At 72.8% G+C, this 17,284-nt stretch carries 17 protein-coding genes; 14 read left to right on the plus strand and 3 right to left on the minus strand.

Going from position 1 to position 17,284, the window contains the following annotated elements; genetic code table 11:
- Positions 1 to 28: 28 nt before the first annotated feature.
- On the minus strand, positions 29 to 421 hold the full coding sequence (locus tag VKG64_15500) for a hypothetical protein (GenBank protein ID HKB26440.1): 393 nt from the start codon (positions 419 to 421) through the stop codon (positions 29 to 31).
- 26 nt (positions 422 to 447) lie between these two features.
- On the opposite strand from VKG64_15500, the gene VKG64_15505 reads away from it, so the two are divergent.
- On the plus strand, positions 448 to 4,764 hold the full coding sequence (locus tag VKG64_15505) for a DEAD/DEAH box helicase (GenBank protein HKB26441.1): 4,317 nt from the start codon (positions 448 to 450) through the stop codon (positions 4,762 to 4,764).
- Positions 4,765 to 4,789: 25 nt separating this feature from the next.
- Here VKG64_15505 and VKG64_15510 read toward each other — a convergent pair whose 3' ends face one another.
- Positions 4,790 to 5,413 carry an ABC transporter substrate-binding protein gene (locus VKG64_15510; GenBank protein ID HKB26442.1) on the minus strand — a complete coding sequence of 208 codons (624 nt, stop codon included), beginning with the start codon at positions 5,411 to 5,413 and terminating at the stop codon, positions 4,790 to 4,792.
- A 19-nt stretch (positions 5,414 to 5,432) separates the two neighbouring features.
- Between VKG64_15510 and VKG64_15515 the strand changes: the two genes are divergently transcribed.
- The 9 genes from VKG64_15515 to VKG64_15555 all read left to right on the plus strand — a co-directional run bounded on the left by VKG64_15515 (position 5,433) and on the right by VKG64_15555 (position 12,368).
- Positions 5,433 to 6,224, plus strand: coding sequence for an SDR family NAD(P)-dependent oxidoreductase (locus tag VKG64_15515; GenBank protein HKB26443.1), 792 nt, complete (start codon positions 5,433 to 5,435; stop codon positions 6,222 to 6,224).
- Positions 6,221 to 7,261 carry a ChaN family lipoprotein gene (locus VKG64_15520; GenBank protein ID HKB26444.1) on the plus strand — a complete coding sequence of 347 codons (1,041 nt, stop codon included), beginning with the start codon at positions 6,221 to 6,223 and terminating at the stop codon, positions 7,259 to 7,261. Before VKG64_15515 ends, VKG64_15520 begins: the two co-directional genes overlap by 4 nt.
- Positions 7,258 to 7,602 (plus strand): DUF488 family protein, encoded by a 345-nt coding sequence (locus VKG64_15525; protein ID HKB26445.1) that lies wholly within the window; start codon positions 7,258 to 7,260, stop codon positions 7,600 to 7,602. Before VKG64_15520 ends, VKG64_15525 begins: the two co-directional genes overlap by 4 nt.
- A 5-nt stretch (positions 7,603 to 7,607) precedes the next feature.
- Positions 7,608 to 8,021, plus strand: coding sequence for a carboxypeptidase-like regulatory domain-containing protein (locus tag VKG64_15530; GenBank protein ID HKB26446.1), 414 nt, complete (start codon positions 7,608 to 7,610; stop codon positions 8,019 to 8,021).
- 33 nt (positions 8,022 to 8,054) lie between these two features.
- Complete coding sequence (locus tag VKG64_15535; protein HKB26447.1) at positions 8,055 to 8,321, plus strand: Lrp/AsnC ligand binding domain-containing protein; 267 nt, start codon at positions 8,055 to 8,057, stop codon at positions 8,319 to 8,321.
- 10 nt (positions 8,322 to 8,331) lie between these two features.
- The gene (locus VKG64_15540) at positions 8,332 to 9,279 is read left to right on the plus strand and encodes an NAD-dependent epimerase/dehydratase family protein (GenBank protein HKB26448.1); all 948 of its coding nucleotides are present in this window, start codon (positions 8,332 to 8,334) and stop codon (positions 9,277 to 9,279) included.
- Positions 9,276 to 10,214: a D-2-hydroxyacid dehydrogenase gene (locus VKG64_15545; protein HKB26449.1), complete on the plus strand. Its 939-nt coding sequence runs from the start codon at positions 9,276 to 9,278 to the stop codon at positions 10,212 to 10,214. Before VKG64_15540 ends, VKG64_15545 begins: the two co-directional genes overlap by 4 nt.
- 2 nt (positions 10,215 to 10,216) lie before the next feature.
- Entirely contained in the window at positions 10,217 to 10,684 is a 468-nt protein-coding gene (locus VKG64_15550) for a TIGR03618 family F420-dependent PPOX class oxidoreductase (protein HKB26450.1), read from the plus strand.
- A gap of 181 nt (positions 10,685 to 10,865) precedes the next feature.
- On the plus strand, positions 10,866 to 12,368 hold the full coding sequence (locus tag VKG64_15555) for an amidohydrolase family protein (protein ID HKB26451.1): 1,503 nt from the start codon (positions 10,866 to 10,868) through the stop codon (positions 12,366 to 12,368).
- Positions 12,369 to 12,424: 56 nt separating this feature from the next.
- Here the strand turns inward: VKG64_15555 and VKG64_15560 are convergent, their stop codons facing one another.
- Entirely contained in the window at positions 12,425 to 13,408 is a 984-nt protein-coding gene (locus tag VKG64_15560) for a 2-hydroxyacid dehydrogenase (GenBank protein HKB26452.1), read from the minus strand.
- A gap of 33 nt (positions 13,409 to 13,441) precedes the next feature.
- Between VKG64_15560 and VKG64_15565 the strand changes: the two genes are divergently transcribed.
- The 4 genes from VKG64_15565 to VKG64_15580 form a co-directional block, all read left to right on the plus strand.
- The gene (locus tag VKG64_15565; protein HKB26453.1) at positions 13,442 to 14,404 is read left to right on the plus strand and encodes a D-2-hydroxyacid dehydrogenase; all 963 of its coding nucleotides are present in this window, start codon (positions 13,442 to 13,444) and stop codon (positions 14,402 to 14,404) included.
- Between the two features lie 2 nt (positions 14,405 to 14,406).
- Positions 14,407 to 15,453 carry a zinc-binding dehydrogenase gene (locus VKG64_15570; GenBank protein ID HKB26454.1) on the plus strand — a complete coding sequence of 349 codons (1,047 nt, stop codon included), beginning with the start codon at positions 14,407 to 14,409 and terminating at the stop codon, positions 15,451 to 15,453.
- Positions 15,450 to 16,190: a bifunctional nicotinamidase/pyrazinamidase gene (gene pncA / locus VKG64_15575; protein HKB26455.1), complete on the plus strand. Its 741-nt coding sequence runs from the start codon at positions 15,450 to 15,452 to the stop codon at positions 16,188 to 16,190. Before VKG64_15570 ends, pncA begins: the two co-directional genes overlap by 4 nt.
- 36 nt (positions 16,191 to 16,226) lie before the next feature.
- On the plus strand, positions 16,227 to 17,284 hold a 1,058-nt coding region (locus tag VKG64_15580; GenBank protein HKB26456.1), incomplete at its 3' end, for an amidohydrolase/deacetylase family metallohydrolase.

The raw sequence follows: 17,284 nt of genomic DNA on the forward strand, positions 1-17,284 counted from the left end.
GGGCCCCCGCCGACGACGAGGACGTCGGTCACGGCTCTTGCGCCGCGCTCGCGCGCCAGCCGCGCCACGCGAGCACCGCGGCCGTCGCCTGCGAGGCGACGAGGCCGACCACCCAGACGACGGAGAGCGCGCCGCTCCTGAAGCCTCCGGCCAGAACCGCGGGCCCGTGATCCACGACCGCCACGACGGTCCAGATCGCGCTCGCCCAGAACGTGACGACCCGGCCCGCGCGCCGGCGGCGGCCGACCCACACGAGGCCGAGCATCTGACCCGCGAGGTAGAGACCGAGCAGGAACGCGGCGGCGGGCGTCGCGAGGCCGACGCGCTCCGCGATGCCCTCCCCGAAGTCCTCGACGACGTGGGGCACGATGAACGGCAGGCCCGCGAGCGACGCGGCGATCGTCCACCCCTCGCGGCTCATGGACAGACATTATAGAATCGCCGGGGATGCCGGAGTTCCTCCCGTTCGTCCGCCGCTGGTTCGACAGCGCCTTCGGCGCGCCGACACGCCCCCAGCGCGACGGCTGGGAGGCGATCGCCTCCGGCCGCGACAGCCTGGTGATCGCCCCGACGGGCTCGGGCAAGACGCTCGCGGCGTTCCTCTGGGCCCTCGACCACCTCCACCGCCTCGGCCTCGAGGGCCGGCTGGAGGACCGCGTCTACGTCGTCTACGTCTCGCCGCTCCGGGCCCTCAACAACGACATCGAGAAGAACCTCCGGGCGCCGCTCGCCGGGATCCGCGCCGCGGCGGCCGAGGACGGGCTCCGGCTCCCCGAGGTGCGCGTCGCCGTGCGCACGGGCGACACGCTCGCCGGCCAGCGCCAGGCGATGACGCGGCGGCCGCCGCACATCCTGATCACGACGCCCGAGTCCCTCTTCATCTTGCTGACGAGCGAGCGCTTCAGGCCCGCGCTGGCGCACGTACGCACGGTGATCGTCGACGAGGTCCACGCGCTCATGGGGAACAAGCGCGGCGCGCACCTGGCGCTCTCGCTCGAGCGCCTCCAGGCCCTCGTCGAGGCTGAGACGCCCGGGGCCCGGCCCCAGCGCATCGGCTGCTCGGCGACGGTCAGCCCGGTCGAGACCGCGCTCGCGTTCCTCACGGGGGCGACGGCGCGCGACCCGCGCGTCGTGGACGACGGCTTCACGCGCGAGCTCGACCTCCGGGTGCTGGCGCCGGTGGACGACTTCCTGACGACGACGAGCGAGACGGTCTGGGACGCGACGCTCCAGCAGCTCGTCGAGCTCGTCCGCGGGCACCGCACGACGCTCGTCTTCTGCCAGAGCCGGCGCTCGGCGGAGCGGATCGCACGCGACCTCAACGACCGCATCGACGACGGGCGCGTCGCGGCCCACCACGGCTCGCTCTCGCGGCGCGCGCGCCTGGAGGCCGAGAACCGGCTGAAGGACGGCGAGCTGCGGGCGCTGGTCGCGACCTCCTCGCTCGAGCTCGGCATCGACATCGGGGCGCTGGACCTCGTCGTCCAGCTCCAGTCGCCGCGCAACATCGCGGCGGCGCTCCAGCGCGTCGGCCGCGCGGGCCACGCGCTCGCGCGGGTCTCGAAGGGCCGGATCGTCGTGACCAAGGGCGAGGAGCTGCTCGAGGCCGCGGCGGTCGTCCGCTCGATCCGCGAGCGGCAGCTCGACCGCGTCCAGATGCCCGAGGCGCCGCTCGACGTCCTGGCCCAGCAGGTCGTCGCCGCGGTGGCCGCCGAGTCGCTGCCGCTCGACGTCCTCTACGCGCGCTTCGTCAACGCCACGCCCTACCGGAGCCTCTCCCGCGAGGACTTCGTCGCGGTCGTCCGCGCCCTCACCGAGCCGCTCCCCGCCGAGGTGAAGGGCGTCGCGCCGCGGATCCTCTGGGACCGCGTCAACGACCGCCTGCACGCGCGCCGCGGGAGCCGCTTCCTCGCCCTCACCTCCGGCGGCACCATCCCGGACGCCGGGCTCTTCGACGTGTTCGTGGCCGACACCGACCTGAAGGTCGGCACGCTCGACGAGGAGTTCGTCACCGAGAGCCTGCCCGGCGACGTGTTCCTGCTGGGCTCGCACGCCTGGAAGATCGCCAAGGTCCAGGGCGGCCGGGTCCTCGTCGAGGACGCCCAGGGCATGTCGCCGACGATCCCGTTCTGGCGCGGCGAGCACCCGTCGCGCTCGTTCGAGCTCGGCCTGGCGGTGGGCCGGCTGCGCCGCGACGCCGCCGATCGATTGGATGCCCCCGACTTCGCCGAGTGGGCGGAGCGCGAGTGCGGGCTCGACACGCGCGCGGCAGCGGCGATGCGCCACTGGCTCGTGAAGGCCGGCGAGGTGCTGGACGGCGTGCCGGACGACCGGGGCATCGTCGTCGAGTCGTTCGCCGACGAGATGGGCGGCCGCCACGCGATGATCCACTCGGTCTTCGGGATGCGCGTGAACGGCGCCTGGGGCATGGCGCTCCGCGAGAAGGTGCGCCGGACGCTCGGGCTCCAGGCGGAGGCGAGCCACGTGGACGACGGGATCCTCCTGTCGTTCGCGCCGGGCCAGGTCCCGCCCTCGCCCGAGCGTCTGGTGAGGCTCGTCGCCCCCGAGGAGGTGCAGGCGCTCCTCGGCCGCGCCCTCATCGGTTCGCCGCTCTTCACCACGCGCTTCCGCCACGCGGCGGTGCGCGCGCTCTTCATCCCGCGCATGATGCGCGGCCAGCGGACGCCCGCGTACCTCCAGCGGCTCAAGGCCGACGCCCTCATGGAGGCGGTCGGCGGGCAGCCCGAGTTCCCCATCGTCGCCGAGACGCTGCGCGAGTGCTTCCACGACGCCTTCGACGTGCCCCGGCTCACGCGGCTCCTCGAGCGCCTGCACGACGGGGAGATGTGGACGCGCCACGTGGACACGCCGCTGCCCTCGCCCTTCGTCTACCCCCTGCTCCTCGCGTGGGACTGGGCCTACCTCGACGCGGGCCACGCCGAGGAGCGGCGGAGCGACACCGTGACGATGCGGAAGGCGTGGAGCGTGGGCGCGGGCCCGCTCCGGCCCGAGCTCGCCGCCGCGGTCGAGGCGGAGCTCCAGAAGACCGCGCCCGAGCGCCGTGCGCGCGACGCGAACGAGCTGGCGGCGATCCTCGACGACCTCGGCGACCTCACGCTCGAGGAGATCGCCGACCGATGCCTCGGCGACGCGGCGGCACTGCTCGCGCCGCTCCAGGACGAGCACCGGGTCGTCGCCGTCGAGTTCGCGAGCGGGCGCCGCGCGTGGATCCCCGCGACGGACGCGCCGCTCTACCAGGCGCTCGGGGGCGACGAGGGGCTCGAGCGCGTGGCCCTGCGTCTCCTCAGGACGCGTGGCCCCCTGACCCCGGCGTGGGTGGCCGAGCGTTACGGCCTGGCGGTGCCCGACGTCGAGCAAGCGCTCGAGCGGCTCGCCGCGCGCGGCGTCGTGCGCCGGGGCGAATTCCTCGACGGCGCGCCGGCGCCCCAGTACGTCCACATCGCGGTGCTCGACGAGATCCAGCGCCGCCAGGTCCACGCGCGCCGCGTCCCGCGCGCCGTCGTCCCGGCCGAGCGCTTCTCGGCGTTCCTCCTCAGGCGCCACCACCTCCACCCCGACCATCGCCTCACCGGGCCGCCCGGCGTCCTGGCCGCGCTCGAGCTCCTCCAGGGCGAGGACTTTCCCGTGCGCGTCTGGGAGGAGGAGCTGCTGCCCGCGCGGGTGGAAGCGTACGAGCGCGAGTGGCTCGACAGGCTCGGCCTCGCGGGCGAGATCGTCTGGACGCCGTTCGAGCGGAGGCCGGGCCGCGTCGGTGTCGCGCTCCGTGAGAACGCGGGCTGGCTCCGCGAGGGCGCGGCGGCGGCGCCGGAGATCGACGCGCGCACGAAGAACGTCCTGCTCCACCTCCAGCTGCGCGGCGCCTCGTTCGCCCAGGACCTGACGCGCGCCGCGGGCTTGACGGCGCCCGAGATGCTCACGGCGCTCTGGGAGCTCTTCTGGGCCGGGCTCGTCACCCCCGACACGTTCAGCGCGATCCTCGCGGGCACGGCGCCCCCGCGCCGCACGGGCGCGGCCGCACCCGGGGCCGGCCGCCGCCGCCGGCGCGGCGCGGCGCGCGGCGTCCGCGCGCCGCTGCCGATCGTCGGCCGCTGGAGCGCCCTGGCGGAGGACGAGCGCCTGTCGCCCGACGAGCGCCTCGAGGCGCGCGCCCAGCTCCTCCTCGCGCGGTACGGCGTGCTCGCGCGCGAGCTCGCCCAGGGTGACTGGTCGGCGCTGCGGCACACGTTGCTCAGGATGGAGTACGGCGGGGAGGTCGTGCGCGGCTACTTCGTCGAGGGTCTCTCGGGCGAGCAGTACGCCCTCGCCGAGGCGCTCCGTGATCTCGACGCGCCCGCCCGCCGCGCCGAGCCTCACGTGCTCGCCAACATCGTGGACCCGGCGAACCTCTGGGGGCGCGTCTTCGCTCTCACGCGGCGCGACGGCGCGCGCGTCACTGCGCCGCGCGTGCCGGCGAACTGGCTGGTCTTCCGCCAGGGGCGCCCGATCTTGTTGTCCGAGGGCCAGGGGCGCGAGCTCACGCCGCTCGCCGGCTGGGAGGACGTTGACCTTCCCGGCGCGATCGGCGCGCTCCAGGCGCTCGTCGAGCGGCCGCTGACGCTCCGCCCGGTCCGGAGGCTCGAGGTCACGACGTGGGATGGCCGCCCGGTTCGCGACACCGAGGCGTTCGCCGGCTTCGCCCGCGCGGGCTTCACGGTCGACGGCGGGCGGCTCAGCTGGGACGGTTACCCCGGTCCTCGCCGGTAGGCGCCGGGGCGCGGGGTAACGTCGGCTACGGAGCCTGACGCGGCGGCTCGGGACGCTCGTCTCGCTTGGCCTTGAGCCTCGTGATCAGCTCCTCGAACGACGCGCGCGAGATGATCGCGTTGAACTGGGTGCGGTAGTTGGCGACGAGGCTCACGCCCTCGATGTGCACGTCGTAGGCGCGCCAGCGCTCGCCCTGCGCAGACATCTTGTAGTCCACGGGCACCTCGGTGCCCTGCCGCGTGACGATCCGCGTGCGCACCGTCACGAGATCTCCGTCCGCGCTCTCGCCGGTGTAGAGGATGCGCTCGCCCGTGTAGCCCTCGATCTTGGCGATGTAGGAGCGCTCGAGGAGATCGCCGAAGAGCCGGATGAACTCGTCGCGCTCGGCCGGCGTGCGCGCCGGCCAGTGACGGCCGAGCGCGCGCTGCGAGATCGCGGCGAAGTCGAAGATCTGGTTGGCGATCGCCCGGATGGCGGCGCGGCGCTCGGCCGACCGGCGGTCCTTCCGGAGCTCGGGGTCCTCGAGCACCTTCAGCACGTGATCCACGCTCTGGTGGAGCTGATCGGTGGCGGGCCCGGCCCACGCGCCGCCGGCCGGGAGGAGCGCGACGAGCGTGGCGAGCACGGCGAGCGTGCGGCGCCAGGTCATAGTATGGTCATAAGCTACCATGGGCGACCGGCTCCGGGACAAGACCGCGATCGTCACGGGCGCGGGCTCGCGCGGCCCGGGCCTCGGCAACGGCAAGGCGGCGGCCATCCTGTTCGCGCGTGAGGGCGCGCGCGTCCTCTGCGTCGACCAGATCGGCGAACGGGCGCAAGAGACGGCCGGGCTGATCCGCGGCGAGGGCCGCGAGGCCGTGGCGCTCGCCGCCGACGTGACGCGCGCCCACGACTGCGCGGCGATGGTCGCCGAGGCCGAGAAGCGCTGGGGAGGCCTCGACATCCTCCACAACAACGTCGGCATCGAGTCGCGCAAGGACCTCCTCGAGACCCGCGAGGACGAGTGGGATCAGGTGATGGCGGTAGACCTCAAGTCCATGTTCCTCGCGACCCGCGCCGCGGTGCCGGCGATGGTGAAGCGCGGCGGCGGCGCCGTCGTCTGCGTCTCGTCGATCGCCGGCTTCCGCGGTCACGGCCGCACGGCGTACGCCACGGCGAAGGCCGGCGTCATCGGCTTCGTCCGCTCGGTCGCGGTGCAGCTCGGCCCGAAGGGCATCCGCGTGAACGCGATTGCCCCGGGCGCCGTCTGGACGCCGATGGTCGAGAGCCTGGGTCCCGAGGCGCGCGAGCGCCGCCGCCTCGCGAACGCCCTCGGCACCGAGGGCACCGCGTGGGACGTCGCCTGGGGCGCGGTCTATCTCACGAGCGACGAGGCGCGCTGGGTCACGGGCCAGACGCTCGTCATCGACGGCGGCATCACGATCACGACGCGCGAGGGCTCGCTCGGCGCCTCCCGGTGAGGAGTCACTCCCTGAGACACGGGTCTCGCAGGGCGCGCCTCACCGCCCGCCTTCTTCCAGGGTCGCTCCTCGCGCTGCTTCTCGTCGCGGCGGCGGGGTGCGCGCGGACGTCCGAGATCGAGTGGGAGAGCCCGATCGGGCGGACCCAGCCCCTGGCCGGGAGGATCTGGGACGTCGGGGCGGCCGCCTTCGTCGAGCCGCGGACGCTCGTCGAGCGGCTCGCGGCGAGCCGCTGGGTGCTCCTCGGCGAGCGCCACGACAATCCCGACCACCACGCGCTCCAGGCGCGGCTCGTGCGCGAGCTGGCGGCCAAGGGCCGCCGCCCCGCCGTGGGCTTCGAGATGTTCTCGACCGACGACGCGCCGGCGATCGCACGCTACCTCGTCGGCTCGAAGAACGCCGCCGGCCTGGGCGCGGCGGTCGGCTGGCAGCGGTCGGGCTGGCCCGACTGGCGCCTCTACGAGCCGATCGCCCAGGCGGCGCTCGACGCGGGCCTGCCGATCGTCGCGACCAATCTCTCCCGCGCCGCGACCGAGGCGCTGCGGCGGAACGGGCTCGGCGGCCTCGGTCCCGTGATGCTGAGGCAGCTCAAGCTCGACGCGCCGCCGCCCGCCGTCCGTGCGTCGATGGCGGGGGTGATCCGCGAGGCGCACTGCGGCCAGACGCCGGACGCCGCGCTCGACCGGCTGGTGGACGTCCAGTGGGCGCGCGACGCGCGCATCGCCGAAGCGCTCGCGCGCGCCGGCCGGCGTGACGGGGCGGTGCTGATCGCGGGCGCGGGCCACGTGCGCCGCGACCTCGGGGTGCCGGTTCACCTCGAGCGGCACGCGCCCGGCACGACGATCGCCGCCGTGGCGCTCCTCGAGGTCGAGGCGGGCGCGACGGCGCCGACGGACTACGCCGCGCGGCACGGTGGCGCCCTGCCCTTCGACTACGTGTGGTTCACGCCGCGGATCGACGACGTGGACCCGTGCGCAAAGTTCGAGAAGTCGCTGGAGGAGCTCAGGAAGTCGACGCAGGAGCCGGGACAGCCGTGAAGATCGTGGCGAAACGCGTGTACGACCCGCCGGCGCGGGCCGACGGCGCGCGCGTCCTCGTCATGCGTCTCTGGCCGCGCGGGATCCGCAAGGAGCGCGTGGACCTCTGGCTCAAGGAGCTCGGCCCCGTCGTGCCCCTGCTCCGCGCGTTCCGCGGCGGCCGGATCGGCTGGGCGGAATACCGCCGCCGCTACCTCGTGGGCCTCGAGCGCCCGGAGGCCCGGGAGGCGCTCGCCGCGGCGCGCGCGCTCGCGCGCCGCGGGCGGGTGACGCTGCTCTGCGGCTGTCCCGACGAGGCGCGGTGCCACCGCTCGCTGCTCCGGGACTATCTGCTAGACTGAGCCGCGTGGCGCGCGCGCTGGCGCTCGTTCTGGGTCTCGCGTGGCTCCTCGGCGCGGCGCCGGCCGGCGCCGAGCACGAGGTTTATTACCGGTACCTCGTGCTCGGCTTCGTGAAGGACGCGCGCGGCCGGCCCGTGGCCGGCCGGCAGGTCGAGTTGGTGCGCGACAAGACGGGGTTCTTGTACCTCGCCGAGACGGACGCGAAGGGCTTCTACCTCATCGTCGCGCGCCTCGGCGACGAGAGCGCGGGCGAAGGGCTCACGCTGACGCTCGGCGGGACGCCGTGGAGGCTCACGGCGCGGTTCGATCCGACGAACCACACCGACGACCGGGGCACTCGCGTGGACCTGGAAGGCGCGCGGTTGGTCGAGCGGCCGTCCTGGTTCCGCTCGACGCTGGCGGCGACGCTCGGGCGCTGACGGAAGGCAGGCGGAGAGAAAGGTGGACCTGCGATGACGAAAGCGGCGAAGTCCATGAAGGCCTACGTGCTGATCGAGACGGCTCCGGGCAAGACGAAGTCCGTCAAGAAGGAGCTGACGGGGATCGCGGGCGGCCAGTCCACCGTGATCGCCCTCGACGCGGTCACCGGTCCCTTCGACTTCATCGCCGTCGTCGAGGGCCCCACGCTCGACTCGGTCGGGCGGCTCGTCACCGACGCCATCGGGGCGATCGACGGCGTGACGCGCACGACGACGTGCCTGGCGGTGTCGCTGGCCTGATCGGGTCGCCATGCGCGTGCTCGTGATCGGCGGCACCGAGTTCATCAGCCTGCACCTGGTGCGCGCGCTCCAACGCGACGGTCACGAGGTGTGCGTCCTGAACCGCGGCCGCAACCCGGCGCGCCTCCCCGCAGGCGTCCGGACGCTCGTCTGCGACCGCAAGGACCACGCGGCGCTCCGCGCGCGGCTCGCGGGCGAGCGCGTGGACGGGCTGATGGACATCGCCTACGCTCCCACGACGGGCGCCGACGTCGAGGCGCTCCTCGACGCCCTCCACGGGCGCGTCGGCCACGCCGTCTTCGTGTCGACGGGCCGCGTCCACGACCACGCGCTCCCCATCCCCTACCACGAGGACACGCCGCGGAGCCTCTACTGGGGCGAGTACGCGAAGAACAAGATCGAGGGCGAGGACGCCTGCCTGCGGCGCCATCGCGAGCGCGGGCTCCCGGTCACGATCGTCCGGCCGACGCACGTCTACGGTCCGCTGAACACGCGGAACAACGAGACGTTCTTCTTCGACCGCCTCGTGCGCGGCCGGCCCGTCCTGGTGCCGGGGGCCGGCGGCTGGCTCCGCCAGTTCGGCCACGTCGAGGACCTCGCCGACGCGATGGCGCGCATGCTCGGCGCGCCGGCGGCCTTCGGCCGCGCCTATAACGTGAGCGGCGAGGAGGCGATCACCCAGGTCGGCTTCATCGAGCTGATCGCCGACGTGATCAAGCGCCCGCTCACGCTGGTCCACGTCGAGACGCCGCGCGGCGGGACGCCCGTGCCCTTCGGCCAGAACCTCGTCTACGACTGCCACGCGGTCTACACGACGACGCGGATCCGCGCGGAGCTCGGGATCCGGCCCCGCTACGCGCTCGCCGCCGGGATCGCGCAGACCTTCGAGTGGTACCTGCGCGAGGGCCTGGACCGCCGCGAGCTCGACTTCGCGGCCGAAGACGCGTTCCTCCGGTGACGCGCCCGACGATCCTCGTCTACCACGGCGACCCGAAGTACGCCGGGCTCGTCCGCGTCCCGAAGGGCCGGGCGGTCGTGCGCGCCGCGGCGACGCCCTCCGAGGCCGCCGAGCTGGCCGGCGACGCCGAGATCCTCTACGCCTGGAAGTTCCCGCAGCACCTCTACGCGCGGGCGCCCAAGCTCCGGTGGCTCCAGGTGATGGGCGCCGGCGTGGACTGGGCGCTCGGCCCGGAGGTGCCGCCCCGCGTCGTCGTCACGCGCGCCCCGGGTATCTTCGGGCCGTGGATGGCCGAGTACGTCGTCGGCTGGTGCGCGTGGGTCACCCAGCGCATGGAGACGTACCGCGAGGCCCAGCACCAGCGCCGCTGGCTCGACCACGTCCTGCCCGACCGCCTGCTCGGCAAGACGCTCGCGATCGTGGGCCTGGGCGACATCGGCCGCGCCGTCGCGCGCGCGGCGCGCGCCCTCGGCATGCGCGTCGTCGGCGTGAGCCGCTCGGGCCGGCCCGTGCGCGAGGCCGAGCGCGTCTTCCGGGTCGGGCAGCTCGCGCTCGCCCTCCGCGACGCCGACTTCGTCGTCGTCCTCGTGCCGCTGACGCCCGAGACGACGGGACTCGTCGGGGCCGACGCCCTCGCCGCGATGAAGTCGACCGCCTGGCTCGTCAACATCGCGCGCGGCGCGGTCGTGAACGAGACGGCGCTCGCCGAGGCGCTCGAGCAGCGGCGCATCGCGGGCGCCGTCCTCGACGTGTTCGCCACCGAGCCGCTGCCCCCGCACCACCCGCTCTGGCGGATGGACAACGTCGTCATCACGCCGCACATCTCGGGACCCAGCACGCCCGAGGAGATCGCGCCCGTCTTCAACGACAACCTGGCGCGCTACCTCGCGGGCAAACCGCTCCGCCACGTCGTGGACAGAAAGCGAGGCTACTGACCGTGCCCTCACGCCGCAGCGAGATCACGATGTCCGAGAAGGAGCTGGAGCGCTTCCTCGACGAGGAGCGCGTGCTCACGGTCGCGAGCCTCGGCTCGAACGGCCGCCCGCACCTCATGCCCCTCTGGTACATCCGGGACGGCCTGGTGCTCTCCGCCTGGACCTTCGGGAAGTCGCAGAAGGTCAAGAACCTCGAGCGCGACCCGCGCGCGACCGTCCAGGTCGAGGCCGGGCGTGACCGCTACGAGCAGCTCCGCGGCGCCATGCTCGAATGCGACGTGACGATCGAGCGCGACCCCCAGAAGGTCACGGACGTCGGCCTCCGCCTGATGGCGCGCTACGCCGGCGCCGACCCGCCGCCCGAGGCGCGCGCCCAGGTGCTCCAGCAGGCGCAGAAGCGCGTCGCCCTCCGCTTCAGGCCGACCCGCATCGTCTCCTGGGACCACCGCAAGCTCGCCGGCGCCTACTGAGCGACACCGCCGTCGGGTTGACGATCCTCCCGTCCGGCGCTAGGCTGCGTGCCACGAACCTCGAGGTGACGAGCCGATGAGCCTGAGCAGCATCCGCGGACCTCCCTGACGGCGTCGTTCGCCTGTGTCCCGTCCCGCTCGAAGGACAACGTCGTCTCGCTGTGACGAGGAGGTCAGAGCGATGCCCCATTACCTGAGCGACGAGGAGCTGAAGCGGACGGCGCCGGCCGAGCTGGCGTCGTTCCGGTCACCGATTCCCACCCAGATCGTTTCCAACGGCGAGTTCAACCCGCTGCCCCAGACCCGCGAGCAAGCGCGGGTGGAGGCCCGCATCAAGGAGCTGGCCGCGGGGCTCGGCAAGAAGCACGGCATGAGCCGGCGGCGGTTCCTGGCCAGCAGCGCGGGCATGGCGGCGGCGTTCCTCGCGATGAACGAGGTCTTCGGCCCCGTCTTCGACGTCAGCCCGGCCGAGGCCTCGAGCCCGGGCGTCGCCGATCTGCGGACGAGCGCCCTGGCCGGCCAGTTCATCATCGACGACCAGACCCACTTCGTGCGCGACGATTTCAAGCAGGACGGGCTCCTCGACCTGGCGAAGTACGCCAGGCAGCACTGGAACCCCGCCCTCGTCGGCGAGAACGACCTCGCGCGCTACAAGTTCGAGAACTACGTCAAGGAGATCTTCGTGGACAGCGACACGAAGATCGCGCTCCTCTCGGGGGCGCCGTTCGACGACCGGACGTGGGACCTCCTGAGCAACGACCAGATCGCGATGGCGCGCGCGGCCATCAACAAGATCGCGGGCTCGCGCCGCCTGCTGGGCCACACGGTGTTCACGCCGAAGCGCGCGGGCTGGATGGACGAGGTCGATCGCGCCATCAGCGTCCTCAAGCCGGACAGCTGGAAGGGCTACACGATCGGCGACCCGCTCTTCCCCTCGAAGCTCGGCTCGTACTGGCGCCTCGACGACCAGAAGCTCATGTACCCGTTCTACGAGAAGATCGTGAAGGCCGGGATCACGACCGTGTGCATTCACAAGGGGCTCCTGCCGCTGGATTACGAGAAGTCGTGGCCCGGCGTGTGGGAGTACAACACGGTCTGGGACGTCGGTCAGGCGGCGAAGGACTGGCCGCGGATCAACTTCGTCATCTACCACTCGGCGCTCCGGGCCTTCCTCGAATCGCCCGGCGCGTCGCTCGCCGAGTTCGATCAGACCGGCCGCATCAAGTGGGCGACCGACCTCGCCGAGATCCCGGCGAAGCTCGGCGTGAGCAACGTCTACGGCGAGATCGGGACGTCGTTCGCCAACTCCGCGGTCGCCAACCCGCGGTTCGCCGCGGCCCTCCTCGGCACCCTCGTGCGCGGACTCGGCGCCGACCGCGTCGTCTGGGGCTCGGACTCGCTGTGGTACGGCTCGCCCCAGTGGCAGATCGAGGCGCTGCGCCGGCTCGAGATCCCCGGCGACATGCAGAGGAAGCACGGGTTCGCCCCGCTGGGTCCGGCCGACGGGATCGTGAAGAGCGCGATCTTCGCGGGGAACTCCGCGCGGCTTTACGGGGTCGACGTGAGGGCGGCGCAGGGTGCGATTCCCCGGGACAAGGTCGCGGCGATCAAGGCGGAGTACGTTGCGATGGGTGGCATGCGCAGCAACGCCCGGTACGGCTACGTGCACCGGGCGAGGGCGTAACGGAGACCGGAACGGGACCAGGGCGGGGCCATCCCGCCCTGGGTCCTCGATCTCCCCTAGCGCGCCAGCTCCTGGAGCTCCGGGATCACCCACAGCGGCTTGTCGCCGGCGGCGACCCGCTGGATGTTGTCGAACGCGTTGCGGAACGCGCGGCTCCAGTTCTCCCACGTCGGCCCCGCCATGTGCGGCGTGAGCGTGACGTTCTCGAGCTTGAAGAGCGGGTGGTCCTTAGCCGGCGGCTCCTCGAGCAGGACGTCGAGCCCGGCGGCGAGGATCTGTCCCGACGTGAGCGCCCCGTGGAGGGCCTTCTCGTCCACGACGGGGCCGCGGCACGTGTTGATGAACACGGCGCTCGGCTTCATCATCGCGAACTGGTCGCGGCCCATCATGCCGCGCGTCCGGTCGGTCAGCGGGACGTGCAGGCTCACGACGTCGGACGTGCGGAGGAGCTCCGGGAGGAGCGCGAACCGGACGCCGAGCGCGTCCTCCTGGTCTTCGCGGAGCCGCACGATGTCGTAGTACCGGACCTGCATGTCGAAGGCCTGGGCCCGGCGCGCCACCTTCTTGCCGATGTTGCCGAGGCCCACGATGCCGAGGGTCTTGCCGTGGAGCTCGAAGAGACGCGGCGACGAGAAGTCTCCCACCCGCCACTTGCCCGCCGCGACGTTATTGTGGTGCCAGACGAGCTTCTTGGCGACCGCGAGCATGAGCATGATCGTGTGCTCGGCGACCGCGATCGAGTTGGCGCCGCCGTTGTTGCAGACGGGCACCTTCGCCTTCCGGGCGGCCTCGATGTCCACGCGGTCGTAGCCGGCGCTGACGAGCTGGACCAGCTTGAGCCGGGGCGACGCGCGGTAGAAGTCGTTGCCGAGGTTCGTGCGGGCGAACCCCACGAGAAACTCCGCGTCCTCCATGGCGTCGAAGAACTCGGGCAGCGTCTGGTCCACGGCCTGGAGCTGATAGCCCGCCGGCAAGAGCGAGCGGGCCGTCTCGACCAGCGGCGCGGGGAGCTTGGGTGAGAGAACGATCTTGATTGCCACGGGCGCTCCTTTGGTGGAAGATTTCAAGCCGACATGAAGATTCTATATACACCCGTTCTGATCGTTCCGTCGCTCGAACCCGCGGACCGCGCCCGGATCCTCGAGGCGGCCGGTCCCGGGGCCGCCCTGGTCGGCGCGAAGGACGCCGCCGCCCAGCGCCGCGAGATCGTCGACACGGACATCCTGTTCGGCCGCGTCGCGCCGGAGATCTACGTCCTCAACCGCCGTCTCAGGTACTACCACTCGATCGGCGCCGGCGTGGACGCGGTCCTCTGCCCGGAGCTGATCGAGAGCGACGTCCCCCTGGCGAGCGAGAAAGGGGGCGTCGGCATCCACCTGGCGGAGCACGCCTTCGCGCTCCTCCTCGGCCTGACCCGCGGCGTCCACACGGCCCTCCGGCGGCCCGACTACTCGCTGCGGGAGCCGATCAGGCACGAGCAGCGCGAGCTCTACGAGCTCACGCTGGGGATCGTCGGCCTCGGCGGCACGGGACGCGCGGTCGCGCGCCGGGCGCTCGGCTTCGGCATGCGCGTGCTCGCGGTGGACATCGAGGACGTGCCCCCCGAGCCCGGCGTCGAGGCCGTCTGGAAGCCCGACCGCCTCGGGGAGCTCCTCGGCCTCTCCGACGTCGTCGTGATCGGCCTGCCGCTCACGAAGGCGACCCATCACCTCTTCACGCGCGACCTCTTCCGCCGGATGAAGCCGAGCGCGATCCTCATCAACGTCACGCGGGGCGCGATCGTCTACGGCGACGACCTGGTCGCCGCGCTGAAGGACGGGCTCATCTGGGGCGCGGGGCTCGACGTGACCGACCCGGAGCCGCTCCCGCCCGGCCACCCGCTCTGGACGCACCCCCGCGTGATCGTCACGCCGCACACCGCGGGCGGCTCGCCGCGGCGCGCGGGGCGCGTGATCGACACCTTCTGCGAGAACCTCCGGCGGCTGCGCGACGGCCGGCCGCTCCTGGCCCTGATCGACAAACACAAGGGGTATTGACCATGAAGGGCGTCGTCTTCCTCGGCAACCGGAAACTCGAGCTGCGCGAGTTCCCCGACCCGACGCCGGGGCCGGGAGAGGTCGTGCTCGCGATCAAGGCGTCGGGCATGTGCGGGAGCGACCTCCACCCCTACCGCGCCGCGGGCAACGCCGCGGCGGCGCTCGGCCTCGGCGGCCAGGGCGGGCCCGTCATCGCGGGCCACGAGCCCTGCGGCGTCGTCGCCGCGCGCGGGCCCGGCGTCGCCCCCGAGGAGGCGCCGGAGGGCCAGCGCGTGATGAACCACCACTACAAGGGCTGCGGCCTCTGCAAGCACTGCCGCGCCGGCTGGTCGCAGCTCTGCCGGAGCGGGATCGTCGTCTACGGGATGACGGGCCACGGCGGGCACGCGTCCTACATGAAGATCCCCGCGCGCACGCTCGTGCCCCTGCCCGACGAGCTCTCGTTCGAGGAGGGCGCGGCGATCTCGTGCGGCACGGGCACGGCCTACGGCGCGTTGAAGCGCCTCGACGTCTCGGGGCGCGACACGCTCGCGGTCTTCGGCCAGGGGCCCGTGGGGCTCTCCGCGACGCTGCTCGGCAAGGCGATGGGCGCGCGCGTCATCGCGGTGGACATCGCCCCCGAGCGTCTCAAGCTCGCGACCGAGTTCGGCGCCGACGCGACCGTGAACGCGAAGGCGGTCGATCCCGTCAAGGCGATCCGCGAGCTCACCCGCGGCGAGGGCGTCGAGACCGCGATGGACTGCACCGGCAACCCGGACGCGCGTGTGGCCGCCGTGCGGTGCGCGGCGACGTGGGGGCGCGTCGCGTTCGTCGGCGAGGGCAACACGACCACGTTCGACATCAGCCAGGACATGATCCGGAGGCAGCTCACGATCCACGCCTCGTGGACCTTCTCGAGCGTCGGCCAGGGCGAGTGCGCCCGCTTCATCGCGGACCGCCGCATCCCGCTCGCGAAGCTCATCACGCATCGCTTCACGCTCGAGCAGGCGGACGAGGCCTACCGCCTCTTCGACACGCAGACCACCGGCAAGGGGGTATTCGCACCATGACGACGCACAATCGGCGCAAGTTCCTCACGTCCGCCGCCGGCACGGTCGTCGCCGCGGGGCTCGCGGGCCGGGCCGCCACGGCGCTGGCCCAGGCGACGGCCAGGAAGATCAAACCCGCCGCGACCGACGTGCTCCTGGTCGTTGACGTCCAGAACTGCTTCGTCCCGGGCGGCACGTTGCCCGTCAAGGAGGGGGATCAGATCGTCCCGCTGATCAACCGGATCGCGGCGGCCTTCCAGCACGTGGTCCTCACGCAGGACTGGCACACGCCGGGCCACGCCTCGTTCGCGTCCCAGTACCCCGGGAAGAAGCCCTTCGAGACGATCAGCCTCGCGTACGGCACTCAGGTGCTCTGGCCTGACCACTGCGTGCAGGGCACGCCGGACTCCGACCTCCACAAGGACCTGAAGATCCCCCACGCCGAGCTGATCATCCGGAAGGGCTACCGGAAGCAGATCGACTCGTACTCGGCCTTCTTCGAGGCGGATGGCAAGACGCCGACGGGTCTCGTCGGCTACCTCCGCGAGCGCGGCCTCACGCGGGTGTTCCTCACGGGCCTCGCCACGGACTTCTGCGTCGCGTGGTCGGCGTTGGACGCGCGCAAGGCTGGTTTCGAGGCTCTCGTCATCGAAGACGCGACGCGCGGCATCGACGCCGGAGGGTCGCTCGCGAAGGCGTGGCAGGACATGCTCGGCGCGGGCGTCAAGCGCATCCAGTCCACGGACCTCGACATCTGACCGTCTGGGGGCTCGTCGCGTGACGCAGACCTCCGCGTGCTGATCCGCGGCGGGACGGTCATCGACTCCGCGCAGAACCTGCACGCCGTGCGCGACGTCAGGATCCGCGGCCGCAGCGTGGCGGCGCTCGGCGACGGCCTGGCGCCGGCCCCGGGCGAGGAGGTCGTGGACGCGCGCGGGCTCCTCGTCGTCCCCGGGCTCATCGACCTCCACGTCCACGTCTTCTACGGCGCCTCCCACTACGGCATCGAGCCCGATCCCCACTGTCTCGCGACCGGGACGACGACCGTCGTGGACGCGGGCTCGGCGGGCGCCCTCACCTTCGCCGCCTTCCGCAAGTACGTCATCGAGGTGTCGCAGACGCGGATCCTCCCGTTCCTCAACATCGGCGCGACCGGGATGCTCAGCGCCGAGGTGGGCGAGCTGGAGGAGATCCGCTTCATCGACATGACGAAGGCGCTTCAGACGATCGAGGCCCATCGCGACCTGATCCGCGGCGTGAAGGTGCGCCTCTCGCGGCAGCAGGCGGGCGCCAACGCCCGGATCGGGCTCACGATCGCCCTCGAGACCGCCGCGGCGGCACGGCTCCCGCTCATGGTCCACGTCGGCGACACGCCGATCAGCCTCGACGAGATCCTGCGCGAGCTGCGTCCGGGCGACGTTCTCACCCACTGCTTCCACGGCCGCGCGGAGGGCGTCCTCGACGAGCGCGGCCGCGTGCGCGCAGAGGCGCGGCGCGCGGTCGGCCGCGGGGTCGGCTTCGACGTCGGCCACGGCGTGGGGAGCTTCAGCTTCGCCGTCGCGCGGAAGGCGCTCGCCCAGGATCTCCGGCCGGCCACGATCTCGAGCGACCTCCACGTCTACAACGTCCACGGCCCCGTCTTCGACCTCGCCACGACCATGTCGAAGTTCCTCGCGCTCGGCCTCTCCCTCGACGAGGTCGTCGCCATGACGACCGCGGCGCCGGCGCGCGCGCTCGGCGCCCTCGGCGAGCTGGGAACGCTGGCCCCGGGCGCGGCCGGCGACGCGACGCTCCTCCGGCTCGACGAGGGCGAGTTCGGCCTCGCCGACGCGAAGGGCGAGACGCTCACGGC

Source organism: Candidatus Methylomirabilota bacterium (assembly GCA_035260325.1).
Classification (GTDB): Bacteria; Methylomirabilota; Methylomirabilia; order Rokubacteriales; family CSP1-6; genus AR19.